Consider the following 19,168-nt stretch of genomic DNA (forward strand, 5'->3'; position numbering starts at 1 on the left):
CGGCGCGGCGGGCGCGTCCTCCTCGGGTTCGGTCATCGGCTCGTCACCTCCCTCCCGGCGGTGGCGCGGATCAGGTCGAGCACCCCGGCGTCCACGGCATCGGTGAACGCTCCCGCCGACGGCTCCGGGCCGCCGCAGCGGCGCCAGCGCGGGCCGGGGTCGGGGTCGTAGCCACCGGCGAGCGTGCCGACCGCGAGGTCCGGTTCGCCGACGGCGTCCCAGCAGCTGAACAACGTGCCGTCCGGACCCACCACCGCGCCGAGGCGCCCGGCGGTCTCTGAGCAGAAGTCGCAGTGCGTGTCGCGTGGCCGGACGAGCCGGAAACCCAGCCGCACAGCCAAGGCGTACGCGTCGACCGCCCGTTCGGCGGCGTGCTCGCCCGGAACCGCCAGGCCGCGGCCGTAGTCCAGCACCGGCGCCAGCGCCAGCCGGGTGCGGCCGGGGTCCAGCACGGCCGCGGCCTGGTCCAGCAGTTCGGGCAGCTCGGGGAGGTTCTCGGGCGTCACGTTGACGCGCATCGTGAACCGCAGTGCGGTGTCCCGCTGCGCAATGGCCACATTGGACAGAATCGTGTCGAATGTGGACCGTCCGCCACGGGTCGCGCGCACGGAGTCGTGTCGCGGGCGGGGGCCGTCGAGGGTGATCTGCACGTCCCGCAGTCCGGCGCCGGCGAGCTCGACCGCGCGGCGCGGGGTCAGCAGAACGCCGTTGCTGACCATGCTCGCGGTCGTGGGCATGCGCTCGCCGAACGCGTGCAGCAACGCGACGCAGGCCGCCGGGTTGAGCAGCGGTTCGCCGCCGAAGAGCAGCAGTTCGAGCCGGCGCGCGCCGAGTTCGGCCATCCGTGTCTCGGTGAACTCGACACACGCCGCGACACCGCGGGCGTCGAGCTTCGCCGGCGTGATGCGCCGTGCGCCGTCCGGGGTGTTCTGGAAGCAGTACGGGCAGCCGAGGTTGCACGCGGTGGACGTGACGACGGTGAGGCTGTAGTGCTCCGGCGCCGGCACGCGGTCGATCCCGGCCGCGGCGACCTGCCGCACGCCCTCGGGCGTCAGCCGGCCGCCGGACACCAGCGCGCCGGGCAGCAGCGCCGTGCCGGCACGGCCGACGTACCACCAGCCGCCCCGCCCTCGCAGCAGTCGCATGTCCCACTCCTCGCGTACGCGGCCCGGTCCCTCCCCCACGAGGGGCCGGGCCGCTTCCGGTGAATCAGATCCCGTCGTAGTCGCCGAGATTGTGGTAGCCGCCGCTGCCGATGCAGCGCACGTCCAGGTCGCCGTCCTCGTAACCGAAGCCCTGCGCCTCGAGCATCTGATCCACCTCCTTCCGGCCGGAGTGCTCTCGCATCCCACTTTCCTGCCGCGGCAGGGATCCGGACAGAGGTGAGCGCGGCAGGTTGGGGACCTGCGAATGGCAGAAAGGTGACCCGCGTCAGGGCGCGACGACGCGCTGCACGCTCTCGCGCAGCAGGGCGCGGCGACGCTCGTGATCGGCCTCGGGATCGCCCGGCGTCGCCGTGTGGCCACCGCTGGCCGCGGACCAGGCGAGGGCCATGTTGAAGACCAGGGCGAACAGGTCGAACGGGTCGCACTGACGGATCCGGCCCGCCGCCTGCGCCTCGGTGATGATCTTCAGCTTCAGCGCGTCGCGCGGGCTGTCGTCGGACAGCCGCCCCTCCGGGCGCCGCTCCAGGCGGAGCCAGGTCATGAGGCGGACCAACTGCGGGTTGCGCAGGGTCTCGTCGTACATCGCGACGGCCCAGCCGGGCAGGTCGGTCGCGTCGAACGGGATGGCGTCCACCAGGCGATCCGCACGATCGGCGACGACCGCGTCGAACAGGCCGTCCTTGCTGCCGAAGTAGCCGTAGAGCTGGGCCTTGTTGGTCCGCGCCGCCGCGATGATGCGGTCGATCCGGGCACCGGCGATGCCGCGGGCCGCGAACTCCTCGGCGGCCGCGTCGAGGATGCGCCTGCTGGTGGCGGCGCCTCGCGGCGTGGTCGGCAGTCCGGGCACCCGGTCATCGTACGAACAGACCAGGTGGTTTGTCTTCCCGGCCGGAACTGGCTACCCTCGAAACAGACCGACTAGTCTGTCTTTGGAGGAAGCCCCATGCGAACCACCACCGGCTGGGAGAGCACCGGCCGCTCGACCGAGCTGCGGCGCGTCCCACTCGAACGCCGTGACCTGCGCGAAGACGATCTCGCGGTGCGCGTCGAGTACTGCGGCGTCTGCCACAGCGACCTGCACTCGCTCCACGGCCTGACCGGAAAACCCACCGAGGGCCTGGTGCCCGGTCACGAGTTCACCGGCGTGGTCACCGCCGTCGGCGCCGGCGTGACCGCTTTCGCCCCCGGTGACCGGGTGGCGGTCGGCACGATCGTCGACTCCTGCGGGGCCTGCGCGATGTGCCGGGCGGGGCAGGAGAACTACTGCTACGAGGGCGCCACCAGCACCTACGGCACCAAGGACCGCGTCGACGGCACGGTGACGAAGGGCGGCTACAGCCGCGAGTACGTGCTGCGGGAGAAGTTCGCCTACCGGCTGCCCGAGGGCCTCGACCCGGCCGCCGCCGCGCCGCTGCTGTGCGCCGGGATCACCATGTGGGAGCCGCTGAAGGCAGCCGGGATCGGGGCGGGCAGCCGCGTCGCCATCGCCGGTCTCGGCGGGCTCGGGCACCTCGGGGTGAAGCTCGCGGCCGCGCTCGGCGCGGAGGTCACGGTGCTCAGCCGCACGCCCGGCAAGGCCGGGGATGCCCGCGCGCTCGGCGCCACCGGCCTGCTGGACACCACCGACGAGACACAGCTCGCGGGCGCGGCCGGCCGGTTCGACCTGGTGCTGGACACCATCTCGGCGCCGCACGACCTGGCCCCGCTGCTGCGGCTGCTCGGGCTGGACGGCACGCTCAGCGTCGTCGGCCTCCCCGTCGAGGTGCCGGTGCAGCTCAGGCACCTGACCTACGGCCGCAAGAAGCTGACCTCGTCGGGCACCGGCGGCACCCGCGGCACCGCGGAGATGCTGGCCTTCGCCGCGGAGCACGGCATCACCGCGGAGGTCGAACTGCTCCCGTCCGCCCGCGTCGAGGAGGCCCTGACCCGCTTGGAGCGGGGCGACGTCCGCTTCCGCTTCGTGCTCGACCTGTCCGATTTGGACTAGTCGGAGAAGGCCGACCAGCAGATGCTGTTGCGGCGTTCCTGGTCTTCGAGCACGAGCCGGCGGACCGGGTCCGGAAGCCTGCCGCGCTGCCAGTCACGCTCGGTGCGGCCTGCCACGGAACCGTGGGCGCTTCGGACTGCCTTGATCGCGTATGCCGCGGCGCCGAGGTCGTGTTCCGCGACGTGCGCGACGCAGGCGGCCTGCCCGGCGGCGTAGGCGGCGAAGCGAGCCGCGCCGGCGAGGGGTCGGGCAGCGGCCATCGCGTGACCCCCCGCCGCGCGTGCCCGCATCATCGGCAGGTCGCCGCGGGCCCACGCCCTGGCGGCCGCGATCGCGTCCCGCGGCCGCGGATCGTCCGGCTGTTCGCGCTGGAAAAGGCACAGCACGTGCTCGGCGCACTCCGCGGCCCACAGTGCGAGCAGCCGGTGGTCGGCGTCGGTCAGCGAGCCGCCCCGCCGGATGGTCACCATCCGGGGATCCCGGACCTCCGGCAGGATCACCGCTACGGCTTGCGGCCCACGCCGCCGACGATGAGGCGCTGCGCGACGTTCAGTGGCTTGAGCGAGGGGCCGTCGGGCCACCAGTTCACGAGCTCCACGATGCCCGGCTCGATCATGTCGATCCCGTGGAACAGTTCGAGGATCTCGCTGTGCGTGCGGGCCGTGGCGCCCCCGAGGGAGCCGCGGGCGACGGCGTCTTCGAGGGCCTTCATGGCCTCGGCGTCGTCCCCCTCCTCCGGGTCGAAGATGTGCGAGATCACCACGTACGAGCCCGACGGCAGCGCGTCGATGTACTGGCGCATGACCTCGGCGGGCTCGTGGCGCTCGCCCTTGTGGTGGTGCAGGGTGGCCACCGTCAGCAGGGCGATCGGCTCGTCCCAGTTCAGGTGGGTGCGCACGACCTCGTGGTCCAGGATCGTGCGGGGGTCGAAGATGTCGCCGGAGATGAAGTGGGTCTGCTCGTTCTCCTCCAGCAGCGCCCGGCCGTGGGCGAGCACCACCGGGTCGTTGTCGACGTAGACGACCTTCGCCTCGGGGTTCAGCCGCTGGGCGACCTGGTGCACGTTCTCCGCGGTCGGCAGCCCGGAGCCGAGATCGAGGAACTGGCTCACCTCGGCCTCCTTGACCAGGAACCGCACGGCCCGGATGAGGAACGCCCGGTTCTCCAGCGCGAGGTCGCGGACCTCGGGCATGGCCTCCGCGATCTCCGCGGCGGTGCGGCGGTCGATCTCGTAGTGGTCCTTGCCGCCGAGCAGGTAGTCGTAGATGCGGGCGACGCTGGCGCGCGTGGGGTCCACCCCGACGGGGGCGTTCGGGTCGTGCGGTGCCTGGGCCATGGCGCTTCTCCGGTTCCGGGTGTCGACGGCAGCACTCACAGTAGTGAGGCCCGCACCACACCGGCGACCAGGGGGTGCGGCACCAATATGGGTAGGGAGTACCCATTTACGCGCCCACCCGGTGAGTGGAAGTCTGCACGTCGTGAGCCAGACCGCCACCAGCGCCCCGCGGGCCGAGAAGGACGCCGGGTCGTGGTGGGCGGCGGCGCTCTACCCCGGCGAGCACGCGGGCGCCGAGCCGGTGTGGGCGCGGCTGGTCGACCAGGTCCTGTCCGGTCTGCCCGAGCAGGGTGCCACCCCGCCGCCCGCCGACGCGGGTGACGAGCGGGTGTTCGTCCCGGTGCTGCGCCCCTTCCTCGCCCACACCGCGCGGCTCGTCGAGGGCGAGCTGGACGAACGGACCCGCGCCGCGGTGGACCTGCCCGCGGTGTGGGCGGACGCCGAGCGCTGGCTCGCCGGGCGGCTGGCCGCGGTCGCGGCCCGCACGTTCGTGCGGGAGCTGCACGCCGTCCGCGCGGCCGGTCTGCTGCGCGGGCAGAGCGGCCGCGACCGGTTCGCCGACTTCCTGCGGCGGCTCGGCGGCCGGGCCGCGCTGGCCGGCGTGTTCACGCGCTACCCCGTGCTCGCCCGGCTGCTCGCCGAGACCTGCCTGCGCACCGCGGCCGCGGTCACCGAGCTGCTGCGGCGGCTGGCGGCCGACCGCGCCACGCTGGAAACCGGGCTGCTGCGCGGAAACCCGGGTCCGCTGACCGGGCTGGAGCTGGGCTCCGGCGACCTGCACGCGGGCGGCCGCGCGGTCGCCGTGCTGACGTTCGCCGACGGCACCCGGCTGGTCTACAAGCCGCGCCCGCTCGGCCTGCTCGCCCGCTGGAACGAGCTGCTCGGCTGGTTCGCGGGCCACCGCCCCGAGCTGGCGCCCCGGCCGCTGGGCGTGCTGCCCCGCGCCGGGTACGGCTGGGCCGAGTTCGTGCCCGTCCGCGGCTGCGAGGACCGGGCCGGGGTCGAGCTGTTCTACCGGCGCCTCGGCTCGCTGCTGGCGCTGCTGTACGCGCTGGACGCCACCGACATGCACTGCGAGAACCTCATCGCGTGCGGCGACCAGCCGGTGCTGGTGGACGTCGAGACGCTGTTCCACCCCGCGTTCGCCACGCCGCCGGGCAACGGGCCCGACCCGGCGCTGGCCGCGCTGCACCGGTCCGTCGCGCGCACCGCGCTGCTGCCGACCCTCGTGCTCGGCGAGCACGGCGCGCTCGACGTGTCCGCCGTCGGCGGGGACAGCGGCGCGCAGTACCCGGAGGAACTGCCGCGGTGGAGCGGCGCCGGGACCGACGACATGCGCCTGGTGCGCGGGCGCCTCTCGTACGCGGGCGGGACGAACCGGCCGCTGCTCGACGGCGACGGGGTGGACGCCGGGCGGTACCGCCAGAGCCTGCTCACCGGGTTCCGCACCGCCTACGACTGCCTCGCCGCGCACCAGGACGAGCTGACCGCGTTCCTCGGCGCGTTCGCCGCCGAGGAGATCCGGCTGGTGATGCGCCCGACCCAGGTCTACGCGCAGCTGCTGACCGGGGCGACGCATCCGGACCACCTCGTCGACGGGCCCGCGCGGGAAAGCGCTTTCGCCGCCCTCGCCGCCGACCCCCGGCCACACCTGGGTCCACTTCGGACGGACGAGCTGGCCGAGCTGCGGGCCGGGGACGTGCCGTTGTTCACCGCCCGCGCCGGCGCCACCGACGTGACCACCGCGAGCGGTGTGCTGCCGGGGCTGCTCACGGCGAGTGGTTTGGACCGCGCCCGCGCCAAGGCCGGGTCGCTGTGCGCCGAGGACCGCCACGAACAGGAGTGGCTGATCTCGGCCACCCTCGCCACCCGCCAGGGCAGCGGCGGGCACGGTGACGCCCCCGCGCTGCCGGGCCCGGTCGCCGCCGCGCTGCCGGACAGCGGGCACCTGCTGGCGATCGCCGCGGGCATCGGTGACGAGATGGTCGCCCGCGCGCTGCACGACGACACGCGCGCGAACTGGCTCGGGCTGGAGCTGGTGGAGGGCAGGCACTGGCTCGTGCTGCCGATGGGCGCCGGGCTCGCCGAGGGCCACAGCGGCACCGCGTTGTTCCTCGCGCAGCTGGGCAGGCTGACCGGGGTGGCCCGCTACTGCGAACTGGCGGCCAAGAGCGTCCGCGCGCTGCCCGCGCTGGTCGAGGTGCTCGCCGAGCACCCGGACCTGGCCCGCCAGGTCGGTCCCGGCGGGTTCTTCGGGCTCGGCGGCATCTGTTACGCGCTCGCCCGGCTGGCCAGGCTGCTCGACGACCCGGTGCTCGCCGCGAGCCTGCCCGCGGCGGTCGCGGCCACCGCGGCGGCGGCGACGGGCGCGCCCGCGAACGTCGGCGAGGGCGTCGCCGGGGCGCTGGCCGCCCTGCACGCGGTGCACGCCGAGACCGGCCTGCCCGAAGCGGCCGAACTCGCGGCCACGCTCGCCCGGCAGCTCGCCGCGCTGCCGCGGCCGGGCGAACCCGGCTTCCTGTGGGGCGCGGCGGGCGTCGACTGGGCGCTCGGGCGCAGCGGCTCGATGCCGTCCGCGCCCGGCCTCGGCTGGTGCTCCGGCGCCGCCGGGACGGTGCTGGCCGCGCCCGGCGCCACGGCGGCGGACGAGTTCGCGCAGGCGGTCGCCGCCCGGCCGCCGCTGCTCGACCACTCGCTCTGCCACGGCGAACTCGGCACCATCGAGGCACTGGTGGTGTCGGCCGGCCAGGGGCACGAGCCGTCGGTCTCCGCGCTGCGCAAGGCCACGGCCCGTCTGACCGGCGCGATCGAGCAGTACGGGCCGCAGTGCGGAACCCCGCACGGAGTGCCGAGCCCGGGGCTGCTCACCGGAACCGGGGGCATCGGTTTCGGGCTGTTGCGGGCCGGGTTCCCCGGCGAGGTCCCGTCCGTGCTGCTGCTGGGCGCGGAGGAGCACTGAAGAGCACTGAAATCCCGCGGAAAGCGAGAAGGAGCAGACAGTGACCGAGAAGGCGCTTACCGAGAACGCCGTCGCCGACGACCCGCTGGGCGAGCCGGAAGCCCCGCGGCGGCAGGTCGGGGCCCGGGCGGGCATCCTCGCGGGCCTCACCCTCGGCGTCGCCGCCGTCGGCGTGGCGACCCTGGACATCAGCACCGTCGTGAGCTTCCACGCGCCCGGCGCCGGAGCCTGATCGTTTCTTCACCCGGAAGACCCGAAACCCGAAATCTTCTCGTCTAGGCTCTGGGCATGCGCACGCGTGCTCCCGCACTGATCGGCCGCGGCTCAGAACTCGAGGAGATCGTCCAGGCCCTGCAGCGGGCCCGGAACTCGGCGGGAACGGCGATCTTCCTCATCGGGGAACCGGGAATCGGCAAGACCAGGCTCGCGGCCGAGGCCGTCGGCCGTGCGCTGGACGAGGGCATGGTGGTGCTGCGGGGGCGCGGCAGCACCACCGGCCCCGCAGTCCCGTTCCGCGCGCTCACCGAAGCACTGCTGTCGCTGGCCCGCACCGGCGACGGCGGCCTCGTGCGCGGGCTCGGACCGTACCGGTCGGTGCTCGGCAGGCTCATCCCGGACTGGGCCGACGAGGGCGAGAGCGCCGGGGACAGCTCGCTGGTCGTGCTCGCCGAGGCGACCCTGCGGCTCGCGGCGCTCGCCGGAGCCGGGCGCGGCTGCCTGTTCGTGCTCGACGACCTCCCCGACGCGGACGTGGAAACCCTGGCGGTGGTGGAGTACCTGGTCGGCAACGTGCTCGCGCAGCCGGTCGTGGTGCTGGTGACCGTCCGCACCGAGCCCTCCCCCGCGCTCGACCTCGCGCACTCGGCGGCCCGCGGCGGTGACGCGATCCTGCTGCCGCTGCGCAGCCTCGACCTGCCCGGCGTGCGCCAGGTCGTCGCCTCCGGCCTGGGCACCACGGAGGACCGCGTGCCGGACGCCGTGGCCGAGCGGCTGTTCGCCGACAGCGCCGGAAACCCGCTGATGGTCGAGGAACTGCTGCACAGCGTGGTGAGCGCGGGCGAGCTGGTGGACACCCGCGACGGCTGGCGGTTCACCGGCCAGAGCCGCGCGGGAGTGCCGACCACCCTCGTGCACGCCATCACCCAGCGGGCCGAACGGCTGGGCTCGCGCGGGCTGCGGCTGCTGTCGATCGCCGCGGTGCTCGGGCGGCGCTTCCCGCTGTCGGTGCTGCAGGAGGTGAGCGACCTCGACGACCACCAGCTGTTCGGGCACCTGCAGTCCGCGGTCGCCGCCCAGCTGCTGGCGCCCGACGAGCGCGGCGACGACTGGTACGCCTTCCGCCACCCGCTCACCGCCGAGGCCCTGCTCACGCGGCTCAGCCCGGCCGACCGCGTGGCGCTGTCGGCCCGCGCCGCGGACGCCGTGACCGCGCTGAACCCAGACCTGCCCGGAGAACTGTGCAACCTCGTCGCCTCGCTGCGGCTGGCCGCGGGTGAGAAGTGGGCCGCGGCCGCGTTGTACCGCGAAGCGGGACGGCGGGCGCTGGCCGGAGGCGCGCCCGGGTCGGCGATCGCGGTGCTGGAGCAGGCCGTGACCCTGCTCGGCGACGGCGCCCGCACCGACCCGGACCACGCCGAGGAGTACCAGGACCTGCAGGAGCTGCTGCTGTTCTCGCTCGCCGAGGCCGGGCAGTTCGACCAGGCCGTCGAGGTCGCCGGCTCGCTGCGGCCGGTGGACACGCGCCGCGACTACGCGAGGGCGATCCGGCTGCACGTGCGGCTGGCGTGGGCGGCGCAGGTGGCGGGCCGCTGGAGCGAGGGGTTCGAGCAGGTCGCCGCGGCCCGCGCGCTGCTGCCGCCGGACGCCGGCGAGGAGCACTCCGTCGCGATCGACGCCGTCGACGCGTACCTGTCGATGTCCGGCCCGGCCGCCGACCGGCTGCACCGCAGCGAGGAACTGGGACGGCGGGCGTTCGCCGGTGCCGAGCGGATCGGCGCGCCGGCAACGGCGTGCCAGGCGCTGTACGCGGTCGGGTTCGTGGTGCGCGAGCGGGACATGGCCGAGTCGGACGAGTGCTTCCAGCGGATGCTCGACATCGCCGCGGAGCACCGGCTCACCAGCTGGCGCAACTACGCGCTGGTCGGGCTCGGCGGCAACGCGTGGCTGTCCGAAGCGGACCCCACGGGGCTGGAGACCGCGCGGGAGGAGGCGTTGCGCACGGGCGGGATCAGCCTGGCGCACAACGCGGAAGCCGTGCTGTGCCTGCATCTGGTGCTGTGCGGGCAGTTCGGGGCCGCGAGCGAGCGGCTTCGCGCCTGTTACGCGGAGTCCTCGCGGATCCGGCTGTTCGCGGTGACGCGGTACGTGCAGATGGTGCTGGTCGTGCTGGCCGGGCACCGCGCCGACCGGGCCGCGCTGCGGGCGGCGCTGGACGACTTCCACCGCGACGGGGGCGGCGAGTCGCGCGAGGCGCCGCTGGCGCGCGGGCTGGGTCAGGTGTTCTGCTCGCTGCTGGAGGAGGACCGCGACGGGGCGCGCGCCGAACTGGCCGCACTCGCCGACGAGCAGGCCCGGCAGCAGAGCACGTTCCAGCTGGCCGGGCCGCACGGGCTCAAGCTGCTGCTGGACGTGCTCGCGGGGCAGGCGGGCTGGGTCGAGCACCGGCAGGTCACCGCGGGCCCGGCCGCGCGGATGCGGTGGAACCGGCAGTTCACGGAGCTGGCGGAAGCGGTGCTGCACGGCCGGGACGGTGCGCGGGCGGAGGCGGCCGCGGCGATGGCGCGGGCGGCGCGCGCGGCGGAGCCGTTCGCGACCGCGCGGGTGCTGGGCCTGCGGCTGGCCGCGGAGGCGGCGGTCGAGGACGGCTGGGGTGAGCCCGCGGAGTGGTTGCGGGAGGCGGAGAACCACTTCCACCGCGCGGAGGTCATCCCGGTGGCGAGCGCGTGCCGGTCGCTGCTGCGGCGGACGGGCGCGCCGGTGCGCCAGCGCCGCACCGGCAGCGAGCGGGTGCCGGAGAAGCTGCGCGCGCTGGGCGTGACGCTGCGGGAGTTCGAGGTGTTCGAGCTGCTCCCGCTGAGGCTGGGCAACCGCGCACTGGCCGCCCGGCTGCACATTTCGCCCCGCACGGTGGAAAAACACGTGGCGGCGCTGCTGGCGAAAACGTCGATCCGCGACCGCGCGGCCCTGGTGGAGTACGCGGTCCGCTTCGGCGCGGACGAGGGGTGGCAGCAGGCCCGCTGACGTCAGGTGGACGATCCTCCCCGGAACTTTTCGCCCCCCGCGGTCGACGTGGACAGCGACACGGCGCTTTCCGGCGGAAAGGTGGATCATGACGCGGACGACCTTCGCGGTTTCGGGGATGACCTGCGAGCACTGTGCGGCCTCGGTGCGGGAGGAGGTGGAGGAGCTGCCCGGCGTCCGGTCCGTCGAGGTCGATCTCGGGCGTGGCAGCGTTTTCGTCGCGAGTGACGGCGTGCTCGACGTCGAGCGGGTCGCGGACGCGGTGCGGACGGCGGGCTACGAGCTCGTGCGATGAGCACCGGCACCACCGCCGCCGTCACCGAGACCGAGCTGGCCATCGGCGGCATGACCTGCGGCGCCTGCGCGGCCCGCGTCGAGCGCAAGCTCAACAAGCTCGACGGCGTGCGCGCGAGCGTCAACTACGCCACCGGGAAGGCGCACGTGGTGTTCCCCGCGGACCTCCCCGTCGAGGACATCGTGCGCGCCGTCGAGGCCGCCGGGTACACCGCCGAGCCGCCGCGGGCCGGGCCCGAGCCCGAAAAACCGCACCGGATCCCGCGCGGCAGCGGCTGCTGGTGTCGGCCGTGCTGGCCACGCCGGTCATCGCGCTCGGCATGGTGCCCGCGCTGCAGTTCCCGGACTGGCAATGGCTTTCGGCGATGCTCGCCGCGCCGGTCGCCGTCTGGGGCGCCTGGCCGATCCACCGCGCGGCACTCACAAATCTGCGCCACGGCACGGGCACGATGGACACCCTCGTCTCGCTCGGCGTCACCGCGGCGTTCGGCTGGTCGCTGTACTCGCTGTTCCTCGGCAACGCGGGCGTGCCCGGTATCCGGCACGAGTTCTCCTTCACCCCCAAGCCCTTCGACCACGACGGGATCTACCTGGAGGTCGCGGCCGGGGTCACGCTCTTCATCCTCGCCGGCCGTTACTTCGAGTCCCGTTCGCGGCGCCGGGCGGGAAGCGCGCTGCGGGCCCTGCTCGACCTCGGCGCGAAGACCGTCAACGTGCTCCGGAACGGGCGCGAGCACCGGGTTCCGGTGGCACGGCTGCGGGTGGGCGACGTGTTCGTCACCCGGCCCGGCGAGAAGATCGCGACCGACGGCGTGGTCCTCGAAGGTGACTCCGCGGTCGACCTGAGCACCGTCACCGGTGAGTCGGTGCCCGCGGAGGTCTCGGCGGGCGACGAGGTGACCGGCGCGACGATCGCACTGAGCGGGCGGCTCGTCGTGCGCGCCACCAGGGTCGGGGCGGACACGCGGCTCGCCCGGATCGCCGCCTTGGTCGAACGCGCCCAGAGCGGCAAGGCCGCGGCGCAGCGCCTGGCCGACCGCGTGGCCGCGGTGTTCGTGCCGATCGTGCTGGTGCTCGCGCTCGGCACGCTCGTGGCGTGGCTCGCACTGGGCCAGGGCGGGGACGCCGCCGTCACCGCCGCGGTCGCCGTGCTGATCATCGCCTGCCCGTGCGCGCTCGGCCTGGCCACGCCGACCGCGTTGCTCGTGGGCACCGGCCGGGCCGCGCAGCTGGGCGTGGTGGTGAAAGGCCCCGAAGTACTGGAATCGACGCGACGGGTGGACACGATCGTGCTCGACAAGACGGGCACGGTCACCGCGGGCAGGCCGAGCCTGCTGGCGGTGCACACCGGCGAGGGCGTGTCCGTCGACGACGTGCTGTGGCTGGTGGGCGGCGTCGAGGAGGCCTCGGAGCATCCGATCGCCGGGTGCCTCGCCGCCGCCGCGACCCAGCGGTTCGGCGAGCTGCCGCCGGTGCGGGATTTCCGTGCCGTGGCCGGGTCCGGCGTGCAGGGCCTGGTCGAGGGATTCGCGGTGGCCGCCGGAAAACTCGACCTGCTCACCGGCTACCGGATGCCGATGTCCTTGCTGCGCGCGAAGAACCAGGCGGAACAGGAAGGCTGCACGGCCGTGGTCGCCGGCTGGGACGGGATCGTGCACGCGGTGCTCGTCGTGGCGGACACCGTCAAACCCACCTCGGCCAAGGCCATCGAGCAGCTGCGCGGGCTCGGCCTGCGCCCGGTGCTGCTGACCGGTGACAACGAGGCCGTCGCGCGCTCGATCGCCCGCGAGGTCGGCATCCGCGACGTCGTCGCCGGGGTGTCGCCCGAGGGGAAGGTGCGGGTGGTCGAGGACCTCCAGGCCCGTGGCGGCGTGGTCGCGATGGTCGGTGACGGCGTCAACGACGCGGCCGCGCTCGCGACCGCCGACCTCGGCCTGTCCATCGGCACCGGCACGGACGCGGCGATCGAGGCCGGTGACCTCACGCTGGTGCGCGGCGACCTGCTCGCCGCGGTGGACGCGATCCGGTTGTCCCGCCGGACCCTGAAAACGATCAAGGCCAACCTGTTCTGGGCGTTCGCCTACAACCTCGCGGCCCTGCCGCTGGCGGCGCTCGGGCTGCTCAACCCGATGATCGCCGGGGCCGCGATGGCGCTGTCCAGCCTGCTGGTGGTGTCCAACAGCCTGCGGCTCGCGAGCTTCCGCGGCACCTCCGCCTGAGCGCTACAGCGCGTCGCCGTCGCGCACCCGCGTGGCGGCGAGCAGGTCCTCACGCGCGCGGGCGATCCGGGACCGGACTGTCCCGATCGGACAGTCACAGACCTGCGCCGCCTCCTGATAGGACAGTCCGAGGATCTGGGTCAGCACCAGGATTTCCCGCCGTTCCGGCGCCAGCCCGGCCAGCAGCAGCTTGAGCTCCACGACGTCCTCGAACCCCGCGCCACGGGCGCCTTCGACCGGCTCCCACTCCGCCTGCGCGACGAGCTTCGGGCGGGACCCCGCCGCGCGGATCGAGTCGACCAGCACCCGCCGCGCGATCGACAGCAGCCAGGTGCGCGACGACGAGCGGCCCGCGAACCGGTGCAGGCTGCCGAAGGCCCGCAGGTAGGTCTCCTGGGTGAGGTCGTCGGCGCGGTCGGGGTCGGCCAGGTGCGCCAGCAGCCGCCAGACGTCCGGCTGGGTGGCCCGCACCCACTCGGCCAGCGCGGCCCGGTCGCCCCGCCCGGCGGCGAGCGCCAGCGCGGTCACGTGGTCGTCGTCCTGACGCTTGCCCGGCATGGCGGTTGAGGCTAGTACACGACGGGCGGGAACTTTTCCGTCCCGCGAACGACTGGGTAGACGTGCGATGCGAGATTTTCCGGGAAGCGCTGTCCGCGCGGATCGACGGGGAGCGGGAGCCGCTGGACCCGGCCGTGGTGGACAGCCACCTCGAAACGTGCCAGGACTGCCGGGCGTGGTACTCCCGCGCCCAGGACCTGCGGCGGTGGATGACGGTGCGCGCCGCGCCGGTCGTGCCCGACCTCACCGGGGTCGTCCTCGACCGGGTTCCGGCGCCGACCGGGGAACGCTGGCCCGCCCGGATCGGGCTCGGGCTGGTGGCGATGGCCCAGCTGACGCTGTCGGTCGCGCAGCTGTTCGGCACCGCCACCGGCATGGGCGCGGCCGGCGGGAGCATGCTGAGCCACCTGACCCACGAGAGCACCGCCTGGAACCTCGCCGTCGGGGTCGGCCTGCTGTGGGCGGCGCTGCGGCCGCGGGCCGCCGCCGGTCAGCTGCCCGTGCTGTCCGGGTTCGTGCTGGTGCTCACCGCGCTGTCGGTCGCCGACCTGGCCGGGCACGCCGTCACCACCGCGCGGCTGGCCTCGCACGCGTTCGTGGTGCTCGGCCTGGCGCTGCTGTTCCTGGTGCGCCACCAGCACCGCGACGACGGCAGGCCCGGCATCGGCGACGCACTGGTCCCGGCCCCGCACGCCGAGCCCGGGTCCTCGCCCGGCGAACGTCTCGGCGACATCCCCCGGCCCCGCCACCCGCGCTGGCACCGCCCCGCGAGCCGCCGCCGCGCGGCCTGAAAGTCCCCGGAACCCCCGAACCCCTGGAGCATCCCCATGTCCCGAACCCTGCGCCGCCTCGCCGTGGTGACGGCCGCCTGCGCCGCGACGCTGCTCGCCGTGCCCGCCGTGGCCTCGGCCCACGTGACCGCCAACCCGGGCACCGCCCAGCAGGGCGGCTACGCGAAGGTCTCCTTCCGCGTGCCGACCGAACGCGACGACGCCTCGACCGTGCAGCTGGAGGTCGACCTGCCCGCCGACCACCCGCTGGCGTCGGTCTCCACCCGCGCCGTGCCGGGCTGGACGGCCCAGGTGACCAAAACCCCGCTGGCGCAACCGATCCAGACCGACGACGGCCCCCTCACCGAAGCGGTGTCGAAGATCGTCTGGACCGGCGGGAAGATCCCGCCCGGCTCGTTCGAGGAGTTCGACGTGTCGCTGGGCCCGCTGCCCGGCGACACCGATCAGCTGGTGTTCAAGGCCCTGCAAACCTACGACAACGGCGAGGTCGTGCGCTGGATCGACACCACCGCCCCCGGTGGTCCCGAGCCCGAGCACCCCGCACCCGTGCTGAAGCTCACCCCGAAGGACACGGCGGCCGCGGTCAGCCCCGCCGCCACCACCACGACGGACTCCGGGACCGGCATCGTGCTCGGCATCATCGCGATCGTGCTCGCCGTCGCCGCGCTCGCGCTCAGCCTGTTCTCCCGGCTGCGGTCCCGCGAGCGGTGACCAGGGCCTTCCTGCTCGCGGTCCTGACCGGGTGGCTCGTGCTCTTCGCCGGTCCCGGCTCCGCTTCCGCCCACGCCACGCTCGACTCCACCGACCCGGCGCAGGGCGCGGTGCTGCCCGCCGCGCCCGCCCGGGTGGCGCTGACCTTCAGCGAGTCCGTCCAGGTCGCCGCCGACGGCGTGCGGGTGTTCGCGCCCGACGGCACCGAGGTGGACACCGGGCAGGCCACCCGCACCGGCCCGGGAGGCGCCGTGGGCGTCGCCCTCCGCGCGGGCGGCGAGGGCACCTACACCGTGTCGTGGCGGGTCGTTTCGGCGGACTCGCACCCGATCTCCGGCGCGTTCACCTTCTCCGTCGGGCACCCGTCGCCCAGCCGGGCGCCGTCCGCGGCCGGACAGGCGGGCACGACCGTGAACGTGCTGTACGCGATCTTCCGCTGGCTCGCGTTCGCCGCGTTCGCCGTGCTGATCGGCTCGGTGGCCTTCGTCCTCGCCTGCCTGCCCTCGGCGGCCGGCTCGCGCGCCCTGCGACTGCTCAGGTTCACCGGCTGGGCGGGCTCGCTCGCGGGGGCGCTGGGCTGCCTGATCCTGCAGGGGCCGTACGGGTTCGGGCTCGGCCTCGGGCACGCGTTCGACGGTGACCTCGTCGAGCAGGTCCTCGCCAGCCGGATCGGCGGGGCGCTGGAAGCCCGCGTGCTGATCCTGTTCGTGGCCGGGCTCCACCTGACGGTGCTGTGCTCGGGGCCGGTCACCCCGCGCCGCCGGCTGCTGCTCGGGGTGGGCGGGGCGGTGCTCGCCGTCGTGCTGGCCGTGACGTGGTCGGCGGGCGACCACGCGGCCACGGGCCTGCAACCGCAGGTCGCGCTGCCCGCCGACGTGGCGCACCTGGTGGCGATGGGGCTGTGGCTCGGCGGCCTGGCCGCGCTCCTGGTCGCCCTCCCGCGGATCCCGGGGCCGGAGCTGACCGCCGCGGCCGGGCGGTTCTCCCGCATCGCGGCCTGGTCGGTGCTCGTGCTCGTGATCACCGGCTCCTACCAGGCGTGGCGCCAGCTGGGCACCTGGAGCGCGTGGCTGTCGACCGGGTACGGGCGGCTGCTGCTGGTCAAGGTCGTCCTCGTCGGGCTGCTGCTGCTCGCCGCGGCGTGGTCCCGGCGGTGGGTGCGCCGCCACGGAGGCGAGGCGCGGACCCTGCGCCGCAGTGTGCTCGCCGAGGCCGCGCTGGGCGTCGTGGTGCTCGCGGTGACCGCGCTGCTCGTCGAAGCCGAGCCCGGCCGCACGGCCACCGCGGCGCCGCCCGGGCCGGTGCACCGCGAGATCGCCTACGACACCGGCGGTCCCGGTGGCAAGGGCACTGTGGACGCCGACCTCGACCCCGCCGTCACGGGTCCGAACGCGATCGTTCTGTCCATTGAGGACACCACGGGCGCGCTCCGTGACGTGCCCGAGCTCCACGCCAAGCTGACCCTGCCCGCGCGGGGCCTCGGCCCGCTGGAGATTCCCTTGCGGCACACCGGAACCGGGCGCTACACCGCGACCGCGGTGCAGCTGCCCGCGGCGGGTTCCTGGCAGCTCGCACTGACCGTCCGCACGTCCGACCTGGACGAAACCACGGTGGCGACGGACGTCACCATCCGCTGAACGGGCCCTTGCGGACGGTAAAACACCTCCGTACAGTGAGTCGAGCCGTGGTGTTCGGGAAACCGGTGCGAAACCGGTGCGGCCCTCGCCACTGTGAACGGGGAGGTCGTCGCTCAGCAGGCCACTGGACGCGCGTGCGTCCGGGAAGGCGAGCGAAGACCGTCCGACCCGTCAGCCAGGAGACCGGCCACGGCACACGCAGGATCCTTCCACGAGGTGCTGGAAAGGCGGTACCCGCGCATGCGCGTGGCTTCGTTGTGGTCTTCGGTGCTCCCCACCCGTGCCGACCGGCTCCGGCTCGCCGGGGTGTCCGCGGTCATCGTGGCGTTGCACGTGGTGGCGTGGGGGATGCTCGTGCTGCTGGTGGTGCCCCGGCACCTGGCCGTGGGCACCCAGGTGTTCGGCGTGGGGCTGGGCGTCACCGCCTACACCCTCGGCCTGCGCCACGCCTTCGACGCCGACCACATCGCCGCGATCGACAACACCACCCGCAAGCTCATGCAGGACGGCAGGCGGCCGGTCACGGTCGGGTTCTGGTTCGCGCTGGGGCATTCGACGGTGGTGCTCGTGCTGGCGGTGCTGATCGCCGCGGGCGCCCGGTTCGTCACCGCGCTGACCGCCGACGACTCCGGCACGCACGAGGCGCTGTCGGTGGTCGGCACCGGGATCAGCGGGCTGTTCCTGTACCTCATCGCCGTCCTCAACCTGATCGCGCTGGCCGGCGTGGTCCGCGTGTGGCGCGGGCTGCGCCGCGGGGAGTTCGACGAGGCGGAGCTGGAGCACCAGCTGGCCAAACGGGGCATGCTGAACCGCTTCCTCGGCCGCGTCACGCGCGCCATCACCCGGCCCGGCCAGATGTACCCGGTGGGGCTGCTGTTCGGCGTCGGGTTCGACACCGCCACCGAGGTGACGCTGCTGGTGCTGGCGGGGGCGGGCGCGGCGGGCGGGCTGCCGTGGTTCGCGGTGCTGGTGCTGCCGCTGCTGTTCGCGGCGGGCATGACGCTGCTGGACACCGTGGACGGCACGTTCATGAACTTCGCCTACCACTGGGCGTTCGCCGACCCGCTGCGCAAGGTGTACTACAACATCACGATCACCGGGCTGTCCGTCGCCGTCGCGCTCGTGATCGGCAGCATCGAGCTGGTCAGCCTGCTGCACGACGACCTCGGCCTCACCGACCCGGTCACCACGTGGATCAGCGGGCTGGACCTGAACAACGTCGGGTTCGTCATCGTCGGCCTGTTCGTCCTGGTCTGGGCCCTGGCCATCGGCGTGTGGAGATTCGGCGGGCTGGCGCACCGGTGGTCACCGGCGAAGGAACCCGAGTGACCTCACACGAGCAGCCCCGCCATCAGCGCCATGCCGAGGCTCATCACAGCCTCCGCCGCATGCCCCGCGATGCCCAGCCGGAGCCGGTGCTCGGCGCGGCCGCTGTCGATGGCGCGCGCGAGCCACGCCGTCCCGGCCACCAGGAACACTCCGGCGAGCACCACCGCGGCCGCCGCCACGCCGGGTGAGGACGAGCCGCCCCCCGACATCGCGGCGTGCTCCCCGCTCGCGGCGGTCATGGTCGTGCCGGCCATCGCCGAGGGCATGACGAGGACCATCCACGCCATGCCGCCCATCATCAGCGCGTGCTGCCCGAGCGAGAGCCGCCCGTGCGCCCCGGCGTGGCCGAGCACCAGCACCCCGACGAACCACACCGCGGCGGCGGAGAACAGCAGCACCTGCGGGACACGCGCGAACGTCATGCCCGCGGGCCAGGCCATCGCGATCATGCCGGCGCACATCAGCACATGCAGCACGTCGCTGACGCGGTGCGTGGCCGAGCCGTGGCGCAGGCACCGGTAGAGGCAGAACACCCCGGTCGCGGCGAAGGCGACGGTGACGATCCAGCGCAGTGCCGGTTCGGGAATCACGCGGCCTCCTCGCGGTGCAGACGGCGCGGACCGGGCGCCCGGCGCCACCACATCCGGTAACCCCACAGCACCAGGCAGACCAGCCCGAGCGCGGCGAGCACGAGCGGGTTGACCAGGCCGGTCGCTCCGGCGGGAGCAGTCGTGGTGGCGGGAACCGAGGGCGTCGTCCAGTCCAAAGCGGACCGCAGCTCGCCGATGCTCTCCCCCGCGTGCAGGCGCAGCAGCGGCGACCGCAGCGCCGCCCAGCCGGCCGCCGGCGTGGTGCCGGTGCGGGGTGCTTCCCGTTCGCCGATCGGCATCGTGCTCCCTTCGCTTCCCGCTCACCTGCACCAGTCGTCCGGCGGGAGCGGG

The 19,168-nt window shown here is 74.2% G+C and carries 16 protein-coding genes, 1 pseudogene and 1 riboswitch; of the genes and pseudogenes, 10 read left to right on the forward strand and 7 right to left on the reverse strand.

The window, feature by feature from the left end; all coding sequences use genetic code 11:
* Nucleotides 1-32: 32 nt before the first annotated feature.
* Both FHX82_RS25030 and FHX82_RS25035 read right to left on the reverse strand, forming a co-directional pair.
* Nucleotides 33-1,145: a radical SAM protein gene (locus FHX82_RS25030; RefSeq protein ID WP_145935309.1), complete on the reverse strand. Its 1,113-nt coding sequence runs from the start codon at nucleotides 1,143-1,145 to the stop codon at nucleotides 33-35.
* A gap of 286 nt (nucleotides 1,146-1,431) precedes the next feature.
* Nucleotides 1,432-2,013, reverse strand: a complete 582-nt coding sequence (locus tag FHX82_RS25035; RefSeq protein WP_145935310.1) for a TetR/AcrR family transcriptional regulator — start codon at nucleotides 2,011-2,013, stop codon at nucleotides 1,432-1,434.
* Nucleotides 2,014-2,109: 96 nt separating this feature from the next.
* Here FHX82_RS25035 and FHX82_RS25040 point away from each other — a divergent pair, with 96 nt between their 5' ends.
* Nucleotides 2,110-3,153, forward strand: a complete 1,044-nt coding sequence (locus tag FHX82_RS25040; protein WP_145935311.1) for an NAD(P)-dependent alcohol dehydrogenase — start codon at nucleotides 2,110-2,112, stop codon at nucleotides 3,151-3,153.
* Here the strand turns inward: FHX82_RS25040 and FHX82_RS25045 are convergent.
* Together FHX82_RS25045 and FHX82_RS25050 are read right to left on the reverse strand one after the other, a co-directional pair.
* Nucleotides 3,150-3,623, reverse strand: a complete 474-nt coding sequence (locus FHX82_RS25045; RefSeq protein ID WP_221216499.1) for a putative immunity protein — start codon at nucleotides 3,621-3,623, stop codon at nucleotides 3,150-3,152. The genes FHX82_RS25040 and FHX82_RS25045 overlap by 4 nt on opposite strands.
* A 32-nt stretch (nucleotides 3,624-3,655) precedes the next feature.
* Nucleotides 3,656-4,489, reverse strand: coding sequence for an SAM-dependent methyltransferase (locus FHX82_RS25050; RefSeq protein ID WP_145935313.1), 834 nt, complete (start codon nucleotides 4,487-4,489; stop codon nucleotides 3,656-3,658).
* Nucleotides 4,490-4,631: 142 nt separating this feature from the next.
* Here FHX82_RS25050 and FHX82_RS25055 point away from each other — a divergent pair, with 142 nt between their 5' ends.
* The 5 genes and pseudogenes from FHX82_RS25055 to FHX82_RS25075 all read left to right on the forward strand — a co-directional run bounded on the left by FHX82_RS25055 (nucleotide 4,632) and on the right by FHX82_RS25075 (nucleotide 13,201).
* Nucleotides 4,632-7,448 carry a type 2 lanthipeptide synthetase LanM family protein gene (locus FHX82_RS25055; RefSeq protein WP_183176812.1) on the forward strand — a complete coding sequence of 939 codons (2,817 nt, stop codon included), beginning with the start codon at nucleotides 4,632-4,634 and terminating at the stop codon, nucleotides 7,446-7,448.
* Nucleotides 7,449-7,488: 40 nt separating this feature from the next.
* Entirely contained in the window at nucleotides 7,489-7,680 is a 192-nt protein-coding gene (locus tag FHX82_RS25060) for a hypothetical protein (RefSeq protein ID WP_145935315.1), read from the forward strand.
* A 56-nt stretch (nucleotides 7,681-7,736) separates the two neighbouring features.
* A complete protein-coding gene (locus tag FHX82_RS25065; protein ID WP_145935316.1) occupies nucleotides 7,737-10,688 on the forward strand; it encodes a helix-turn-helix transcriptional regulator in 2,952 nt (983 codons plus the stop codon).
* 88 nt (nucleotides 10,689-10,776) lie between these two features.
* On the forward strand, nucleotides 10,777-10,983 hold the full coding sequence (locus FHX82_RS25070) for a heavy-metal-associated domain-containing protein (RefSeq protein WP_145935317.1): 207 nt from the start codon (nucleotides 10,777-10,779) through the stop codon (nucleotides 10,981-10,983).
* A pseudogene (locus tag FHX82_RS25075) lies at nucleotides 10,980-13,201 on the forward strand (heavy metal translocating P-type ATPase). Before FHX82_RS25070 ends, FHX82_RS25075 begins: the two are co-directional and overlap by 4 nt.
* Before the next feature lie 3 nt (nucleotides 13,202-13,204).
* On the opposite strand, the gene FHX82_RS25080 reads toward FHX82_RS25075, so the two are convergent.
* A complete protein-coding gene (locus tag FHX82_RS25080) occupies nucleotides 13,205-13,759 on the reverse strand; it encodes a sigma-70 family RNA polymerase sigma factor (protein WP_145935318.1) in 555 nt (184 codons plus the stop codon).
* Nucleotides 13,760-13,821: 62 nt separating this feature from the next.
* On the opposite strand from FHX82_RS25080, the gene FHX82_RS25085 reads away from it, so the two are divergent.
* From FHX82_RS25085 to nicT, 4 genes are all read left to right on the forward strand, one after another.
* Nucleotides 13,822-14,550, forward strand: coding sequence for a zf-HC2 domain-containing protein (locus tag FHX82_RS25085; protein WP_145935319.1), 729 nt, complete (start codon nucleotides 13,822-13,824; stop codon nucleotides 14,548-14,550).
* Between the two features lie 36 nt (nucleotides 14,551-14,586).
* Nucleotides 14,587-15,261, forward strand: a complete 675-nt coding sequence (locus FHX82_RS25090) for a YcnI family copper-binding membrane protein (protein ID WP_183176813.1) — start codon at nucleotides 14,587-14,589, stop codon at nucleotides 15,259-15,261.
* Nucleotides 15,258-16,898 (forward strand): copper resistance CopC/CopD family protein, encoded by a 1,641-nt coding sequence (locus FHX82_RS25095; RefSeq protein WP_145935320.1) that lies wholly within the window; start codon nucleotides 15,258-15,260, stop codon nucleotides 16,896-16,898. The genes FHX82_RS25090 and FHX82_RS25095 overlap by 4 nt, the downstream gene beginning before the upstream one ends.
* A 31-nt stretch (nucleotides 16,899-16,929) precedes the next feature.
* Nucleotides 16,930-17,104, forward strand: a riboswitch (cobalamin riboswitch).
* A 34-nt stretch (nucleotides 17,105-17,138) separates the two neighbouring features.
* Complete coding sequence (nicT, locus tag FHX82_RS25100; RefSeq protein WP_145935321.1) at nucleotides 17,139-18,227, forward strand: Nickel transporter NicT; 1,089 nt, start codon at nucleotides 17,139-17,141, stop codon at nucleotides 18,225-18,227.
* Between the two features lie 2 nt (nucleotides 18,228-18,229).
* Here nicT and FHX82_RS25105 read toward each other — a convergent pair whose 3' ends face one another.
* Both FHX82_RS25105 and FHX82_RS25110 read right to left on the reverse strand, forming a co-directional pair.
* Entirely contained in the window at nucleotides 18,230-18,817 is a 588-nt protein-coding gene (locus FHX82_RS25105; protein WP_145935322.1) for a DUF5134 domain-containing protein, read from the reverse strand.
* Nucleotides 18,814-19,116 carry a hypothetical protein gene (locus FHX82_RS25110; RefSeq protein WP_145935323.1) on the reverse strand — a complete coding sequence of 101 codons (303 nt, stop codon included), beginning with the start codon at nucleotides 19,114-19,116 and terminating at the stop codon, nucleotides 18,814-18,816. Before FHX82_RS25110 ends, FHX82_RS25105 begins: the two co-directional genes overlap by 4 nt.
* Nucleotides 19,117-19,168: the final 52 nt, after the last annotated feature.

The organism is Amycolatopsis bartoniae (assembly GCF_014191255.1).
GTDB classification, from domain to species: domain Bacteria; phylum Actinomycetota; class Actinomycetes; order Mycobacteriales; family Pseudonocardiaceae; genus Amycolatopsis_E; species Amycolatopsis_E bartoniae.